This window comes from Pseudomonas sp. Hp2, assembly GCF_006386585.1.
Lineage (GTDB): Bacteria > Pseudomonadota > Gammaproteobacteria > Xanthomonadales > Xanthomonadaceae > Pseudomonas_S > Pseudomonas_S boreopolis.
This window is the reverse complement of the sequence record NZ_VAHJ01000011.1, coordinates 34,816-41,861: the sequence shown is the minus strand read 5'-3', so window position 1 is coordinate 41,861 and position 7,046 is coordinate 34,816. Positions and strand designations below refer to the sequence as shown.

The 7,046-nt window shown below is 69.0% G+C and carries 4 protein-coding genes; 1 reads left to right on the top strand and 3 read right to left on the bottom strand.

Annotated elements, in window-relative coordinates; all coding sequences use genetic code 11:
- Positions 1-426: 426 nt before the first annotated feature.
- On the top strand, positions 427-1,488 hold the full coding sequence (tssA, locus tag FD678_RS20080) for a type VI secretion system protein TssA (RefSeq protein ID WP_140728022.1): 1,062 nt from the start codon (positions 427-429) through the stop codon (positions 1,486-1,488).
- A gap of 77 nt (positions 1,489-1,565) precedes the next feature.
- On the opposite strand, the gene FD678_RS20075 is transcribed toward tssA, so the two are convergent.
- From FD678_RS20075 to tssM, 3 genes are read right to left on the bottom strand one after another with little or no spacing between them, the layout of a single operon-like run.
- A complete protein-coding gene (locus tag FD678_RS20075; protein WP_140728021.1) occupies positions 1,566-2,339 on the bottom strand; it encodes an OmpA family protein in 774 nt (257 codons plus the stop codon).
- 2 nt (positions 2,340-2,341) lie between these two features.
- Complete coding sequence (gene tagF / locus FD678_RS20070) at positions 2,342-3,325, bottom strand: type VI secretion system-associated protein TagF (protein ID WP_140728020.1); 984 nt, start codon at positions 3,323-3,325, stop codon at positions 2,342-2,344.
- Complete coding sequence (tssM, locus tag FD678_RS20065) at positions 3,322-7,032, bottom strand: type VI secretion system membrane subunit TssM (RefSeq protein ID WP_140728019.1); 3,711 nt, start codon at positions 7,030-7,032, stop codon at positions 3,322-3,324. The genes tagF and tssM overlap by 4 nt, the downstream gene beginning before the upstream one ends.
- Positions 7,033-7,046: the final 14 nt, after the last annotated feature.

The following is a 7,046-nucleotide window of genomic DNA, read 5'->3' as shown; positions in this document are numbered from 1 at the left end:
CGTCCACCCAGTAGTCGTACCCCCGCGAGACCTCCTCGCGCCCGTACCACCGCTCCACCACCTGCGCCGGCAACCCCGCCAGCTCCAAGCGGTGCAAGCGGCTCGCGTCGGTCAGACGCGCCGACTGGGCCAGCAACTCCTGCAGCGATTCCATTTGCTCCACCTGACTGTCCGGGCCAGACGAGCGCCGGCCGATCCTGGTCCTCATGCCTGGGAAAGCGGCGCCCCAGGCACCTCCATCCGCCGAACCATGCCTGGTCGGCCGGCCGGCAACCTGCGCTACACCGTTCGGGCACATCCTTTCATGGCCCCCGGCAGGCATGCGCCATGCCGTTTGGCCCAAGCCTTGCATGATACTGGATGGCGGCCGATCGCACAGGCCACGACAGGCTAGAATCGGCGCCTCCGTTCCCTGTGAGACCCGCCATGCTGGATCTGGATGCCCTGCTGGCCCCGATTTCGGACGACGCCCCTGCGGGGCAGGACCTGTCCTTCTCCACCGAGTTCGACCGCATACAGGAGTACCGCCGCGCGGACGACCCCACGCTCGACCAAGGCGAGTGGCAGACCGAGATCAAGTACGCCGACTGGTCGAACGTGCTGCGGTCCTGCACGGAGCTGCTGCAGACCCGGACCAAGGACCTGCGCCTGGCAGGCTGGCTGGCGGAAGCCGCCACGCAGGTCCGTGGCTTCCCCGGTCTGACCGACGGCTACCGGCTGATGGCCGGACTGTGCGAGCGCTATTGGGACCAGGTGCACCCGGTGGCCTACGACGGCGACCAGGAGGAGCGCATCGGCAACCTGAGCTGGCTGTTGTCGAACTCCCTGCAATGGCTGCGCAACGTCCCCATCGCCGCCGCGCCGCAAGGCCGTTTCTCCCTGGGCGACTTCGAGGCCGCCCACTCGCGCCATGGTCACGAGGATGCCGGCGACGGCCGTCCCAGCCTGGAGCAGTTGGACGCGGCGCGCCGCGACACGCCGGCCGAGTTCTACCGGCAGGTACTGGCCGCGCTGCCCGAATGCGGCCAGGCACTGGCGGCCCTGCAGGCGGCCGTGGACGAACGCCTGGGGCTGGATGGCCCGAGCTTCAGCGCGGTGCGCGAGCAGATCGAGCATCTGCAGCGGACCGTGCAGCGGTTCGCGCGCGAATCCGGCCTGCTGCTGGATGGCGACACCGGCGCGGACGAAGCCGACGCGGATTTCGCGTTCGCGGGATCGGCCGCGGACGAAGCCGCGCCGCCGGCACCGGCGCGCGGCGCGGCGGGAGCGCCGACCACGCGCAAGGAGGCCTTGGCGCAGTTGCGGCAGGTCGCCGAGTTCTTCCGCCGCACCGAACCGCACAGCCCAGTGGCCTACCTGGCCGAAAAAGCCGCGCGCTGGGGCGAGATGCCGCTGCACGTCTGGCTGCGCCGCGTCATCAAGGACGACATGGTGCTGAACCAGATGGAAGAGATGCTGGACCTCGACCAGAACCGCGACGGCCAATAGGCGCCGCGACGGGGTGCAGGCCCGCTGCCGGAGCGGTGCTGCCGGCAGCGCCGCCGTTGCCCGGCGGGGCCGCGCTTCTACTGCACCTTGAACTCGATACGGCGGTTGCGTGCGCGCCCGTCGGGAGCGTTGTTGTCCGCGACCGGCTCGTCCGGGCCTTTGCCGAGCACGTCCATGCGGGCACCGGCGATGCCCTTCTGCACCAGGTAGGCCTTCACCGCCTGGGCGCGCGCATGGCTGAGTTCGAGGTTGCTCTCGCGCAAGCCGACGTTGTCGGTGTGGCCGATGATCAGGAAGCGCGCATCCGGCATCTGCGACATCTTCTCGACCATCTCGTCGAGGATGCGCATGCCCAGCGGAGTCAGGCGGGCGCTGCCGCTCTGGAACTCGATGATGCGGTTGGCCAGGGTCTGGTCGAGCACCTCCTGCGCCGAGCCGTCCGCGCGCAGTGCGTTGGTGACGGTATAGGCGGTGTTGCTCGCCAGGCTCAGGTCGCTGGCGACCTGCTGGCGCTGCGCCTCGTTCACCACCTGTCCGCTGATGCGCACGGCCTGGCCGTTGACCTCCAGCTTGCCCGGCGAGACGCGGCGCAGGCCGGGGGTGATCATCGCCCCCACGTACTCGCCCCAGTTCGGCGGGGTGGGAATGGATTCGACCTGCACGCGGTCCACCACGCGCGCGTCGCCGTAGACGCTGCGCAGGTTGCCCAGGATGCGCTCCTTGGTGGCCTGGTCGGGCACGACGCCCTCGGCTATGACCGTGCGTTCGCCGCTGCCGGCGGCGGTCTGCGCGTGCGCGGCCGGCAGCCACGTCACGGACAGGAACAGGGCGGTGAGAAAGTGGAGTCGCATGCTCATGTTCCCAGGAAGGTTTCGCCGAACAGCTTGCGGGCGGTACCCAGCGCGAGCGTGTCGCGCTCGAGGTAGCTGGCGAAGCGGTTGAGGTTGTAGTCCGCCTGCAGGTAATCCTCGACCCACTCCGCGGCCTGCACTTGGATCAGGAAATCGCCGGCCTCGCGCGGGTCCAGCGCCGCACGCAGGACCTGGTGGTCGGCGCCGTTGAAGCCGACCAGCATGCGCGGCGCCGCATCGTTGCGGATCAGCACGGCCAGTTCGAAATCGCCGCGCGCGACGAAGCAGGCGACCACGTCCAGCCAGAATGCGGCCACCAGCGGCCGATACAGCGGGTCGCGCGGCAGCGGGAAGTCCAGTGCCTTGTCCACGCTGACGTTGCCGCCGGCCAGGATCGGCTGCAGCAGCAGGCCCAGGGCGGGCAGGACCTGGCGCAGTTTCACGTCCGTGTGGCCTGCCGCGTGCAGCAGGCCCTCGAGCGAACCCAGCGTCTGCATGTCGAGGAAGTCGGCGAACGTGGCGTTGTACGCCTTCGCGTCGGGGTTGAGCACGAAGCGCGTCTCGGCCATCTCGGCCAGCACCGCGGTGGCGTCTTCCTGCGCCACCGCTTGCGCGGCCAGGCGCGAAAGCCCGGCCCAGGCCTTGTTCATCGCCAGCGGCGCGCGGCCGATGAAGGCGAGCGGATCGCCCACTTCCAGGCGTACCGCCGACAACAGCGGGAACCGCCGCTGCGAGGCGTCGCGGCTGGGTTGCAGCTGCCCGCCCAGCACGGTGCGGCTGCGCGATCCGAGGAAGGCGAAATGGATGTCCGCCGCGTCGTCGTAGATGCGCTTCCAGTCCGGGTTCTGGCTGAGCAGTTCCACGCCCAGTCCCGCCCAGCGGTCGAGCCAGGCCAACAGCTGGTGGTTGTCGGCGGCGCGCACGAAGTCGCCGCGCGAAGGCACCTTGCCGAAATAGGAAACCGCCGCGCTCACGTCCCGGCTCACCGGCCACCTCCGCGGGTTGCCTCGGTCGGCGCGGAGGCCGCGGGCGCCTGCGGCGCCGGAGCGGCCGCCGGCGAACCGGCCACCGTGGCCGGCAATTGCAGGCCCTTCTGCCAGTCCGAACCGCCGCCACCGTTGTCCGACGGCTTCTGCACGATCCGCATCTGCACCGGCACGGAGATGCTGTCCGTCGACCAGGTCATGTTGTAGGTCGAATCGCCGGCACCCTCGGTCTTGGCGGCCTGGAACAGCTTGCTCAGGCCCTGACGGCCAGGACCGTCGAACACCGTGATCGTCCGCCCGTCGGTGCTGACGGCGGTGATGCGCGCGCCCGGCGCCCCGGTGGGATTGGGGTACTGCATGGTCATCGGCTGCGGCGGCGTGTTGCGATAGCGCAGCACCTGGCCATCGATCTCGATGGTGTACTCGATCGCGCCGACCGCCGGCGAAGGCGTGAGCTGGAAGATGTAGGTGTCGTTGGCGCCGGCGCCGCCCTGGCTGCTGACCCAGTTGCCGTAGTTGGCGATCAGCTCGCTGGACAGCGTGATTCCCATCCCGGCCCAGCGGCGCGGCTCGAGCAGGCTGCCGCGCTGCAGGACCAAGGTGCCGAGCGCGTCCTTGTTGAAGGCCGAGATCGCGCCGCTGCTGCCGAAGATCGTGGCGATGTCGCTGGCGGCCGCATCCACGTCGCTGTTGAGGTTGAACGGGTATTGCTTGCCGATGCCGTTGCGGAACGGGTCGTACACCTGGGCCACCCAGCCGCGGTTGATCTCGGCCTCGGTCGGCGGCACCAGCGCGGCGAAAGTCTGCGTCAGCGGCCGCAGCAGCAGCGGCCGGATCGCCTCGCGCTGGTCGTCGTCCAGCCCGGTCAGCACCTGCTCGTCGACCAGCGCCTGGGCGGCGCTGAGCTCGGAGCCCTCGTTGCCGAAGGTGTCCTGCATCAGCTTGCGCGTGCCCACGCCGACCTCGCCCTGGTTCTTGATCGCGTTCAGGCGGGTGCGCAGCTTGGACAGCGTCTGGAAGTAGGCATCGATCACCGCCGGCTGGTCCTGGCGCGGCGTGGTCAAGCGGGCCAGGCCGTCGAAGGCCTTGCCGATCGGGCCGACCGGCAGTTGCTGCGCGGCGGCCTCCGGATCGCGGCGCAGGATCGTGCGCTGGAACCAGGCGACGAAGCCGCTGGCGGCCTTCTTCGAACGCGCCTCGGCGATCGGGTTGTCCCAGACGGTCTGCTCGTTGATCTTCTGCAACAGCAGCTTCAATGGCGAATTCGCCGGGTCGCCGATGCGGTTCATGCGCTGCACCGCCTGGTCGAAGTCGCCGAACGACGCCACGCTCAGGCCGGCGACGAACTTGCGCCATTCCTGCGCGTATTCCTGCTTGTACAGGCCGACCAGTTCGCGCGCGATGTGCTCGGGACTGCCGGCCAGCGACAGGTCGCTCTGCTCGGTGGTGCCCAGCACCCAGTCGGTGGTCGACAGCTGGGTGTTGGAGGCCTCGCTGATCGCGTCCTTGACGTACTCCTCCCAGGCCTGGCGCGAGAACGCGCCGGAAATGGCGTAGCTGCCGGCGATGGCGTCGCCGTTGCGCTCGTCGCCGATCAGCGAACCGACGGTGATGGTGGGGAAGCGGGCCGCCGCGCGCGCCTTGATCTGCGCGAACACCCGCTGCATCGCCGGCTGGCCCTTCATCACCTGCGCCAGCGCCTCGCGGCTGTCGTTCACCAGCGCGACCTTGGTCTGGACTTGCGGCCAGGCCGGGTCGTCGGCATGCGCGACGTAGAAGGTCATCAGCTTCTCGCCGGCGCGCAGCATCTCCTCGCGCGTCATCTGGCCGCGGTTGGCGTCGAGCCAGTTGCGCCAGAACAGGGTCAGCTGCTGGGCCAGGTGGGCGCCTTCGACGTACTTGCGGTTGCCCAGCATCAGGTAGGTCTTGAGCGCGTTGTAGGCGTCGTTGGTGCTGGTGGGCGAAGCGTCCTGGTAGAGCGTCTCGCTCTCGGCCGCCTTGGGCGTGGACTGGCCGAGTTCGGCGCGATGGCTCACCACCTGCGACAGGAAGCTTTCCAGGTTGGCCACGGCGGGATCGAGCATCACCTGGCGCATGCCCTGGTAGTACTCGGACATCAGCTTCTTCTCGATGTTGCCGCCCTGGTAGAGGCCGAGGCTGGTGGTGATGCCGCCCTTCTCGCGGTAGCGCTGGAGCTGTTCAAGGCGATCCTGCAGCAGCAGCAACGCATCGATGCGGGACTTCAGGTCGACCCGGCCTTCCTGCAGGCGCACGGCCTGCTGCAGGTCCTTGGTCGCGTTCTCCACCAGTTGCGCGTTGGTGGTGTAGGACCAGGTCCACAGGCCGAGCGCCAGCGCGAGCACGCCGACCGCGCCCAGGAACACGCCGTAGCGCAGCCGGTTCTGGTGCGGGCTGGAGTATTGCCGCACCAACTGCTTGTCGGCGAAGACGACCTTGCGGAACAGGTCCTTGAGGAAGTACGCGGTCTGCCCGCTCGGTGCCACGTCGGCGGTGTTGCGGCCGGCCTGCAGCGCGAACTGGCGGCCGACGCGCTCGGAGGCGTGGTGCACCGACTGGCCCTCCTGCAGGGCGCTGCTGAAGTAGAAGCCGCGGAACACCGGCTTGAACTGGTACGGGTTGTCCTCGAACAGCGTGGCGATGAACGTGCGCAGCGCCGGCTTGATGCCGACGAACTCCAGCGGCAGCGTCAGCAGGCCCGGCGAGACCTCGCGGCCGCGCTGCATCGCCATGTGCGACAGGCTCATCTCCTTGACGCCGTCGGCCAGTTCGTCGAAACCGGCGTCGAAGGCCGCCAGCGCATCGGTCTGCGAGTTCGGGTCGTACGGCAGGGTGGTGCCCCACACGCTCTCGCGCTCGGACGGGTCCAGGTGCTGGAAGAACTCGGTGAATCCGGCGATCAGGTCGGCCTTGGTGAACAGCACGTAGACCGGCGCGAACACCTCCAGGCGCTCGGTGATCTCCTGCACGCGCTGGCGCAGGCTCTTGGCCAGCTCGATCGCGAACTCCGGCTTGCTGCCGGACAGCTCGGCGATGCTCGCGGCGATGATGATGCCGTTGATCGGCGCGCGCGGTCGGTTCTTCTTGAGCAGGCTGAGGAACGTCAGCCACTCCATGCGGTCCTCGACGCTCACCGAGTAGCGCCCGGCGGTGTCGAGCACGATGCCGGTGGTGGTGAAGTACCAGTCGCAGTTGCGGGTGCCGCCGATGCCCTGGATGACGTTGCTGCGGTTGTCCTGGAACGGGAACTGCAGGCCGGAGTTGAGGATCGCGGTGCTCTTGCCGGCGGCCGGGTTGCCGATGATCACGTACCAGGGCAGTTCGTAGAGTGCGGCCTTGCCCTTGAGCACGCCGATGCGAGAGGACTTGATCGCCTTGACCGCCTCCATCATGCGCGTGCGCAACGCCTCGGTGTCCGCGCGCTGCGCCGGCTGCGCGGCGGCCACGGCCTTGTCGGCCTGGTCCTGCACCATCGCGTCGAGGCGCTTGGCCGCGCGCCGCGCCAGCAGGCGCCGCACCAGCCATACCAGCAGGGCGACCAGCAGCAGCGCCGCCAGCGCGACGGCCGCCCAGACGCCGATCTCGCGCAACCCGTCCGCGCCGAAATAGGCCATCGCTCCCGCGCCTATCAGACCGAGCACCATCCACACGCGGTAGTCGCTGAGGTAGTACCTGAAATTGCTCAACATCGCTTGGCTTTCCG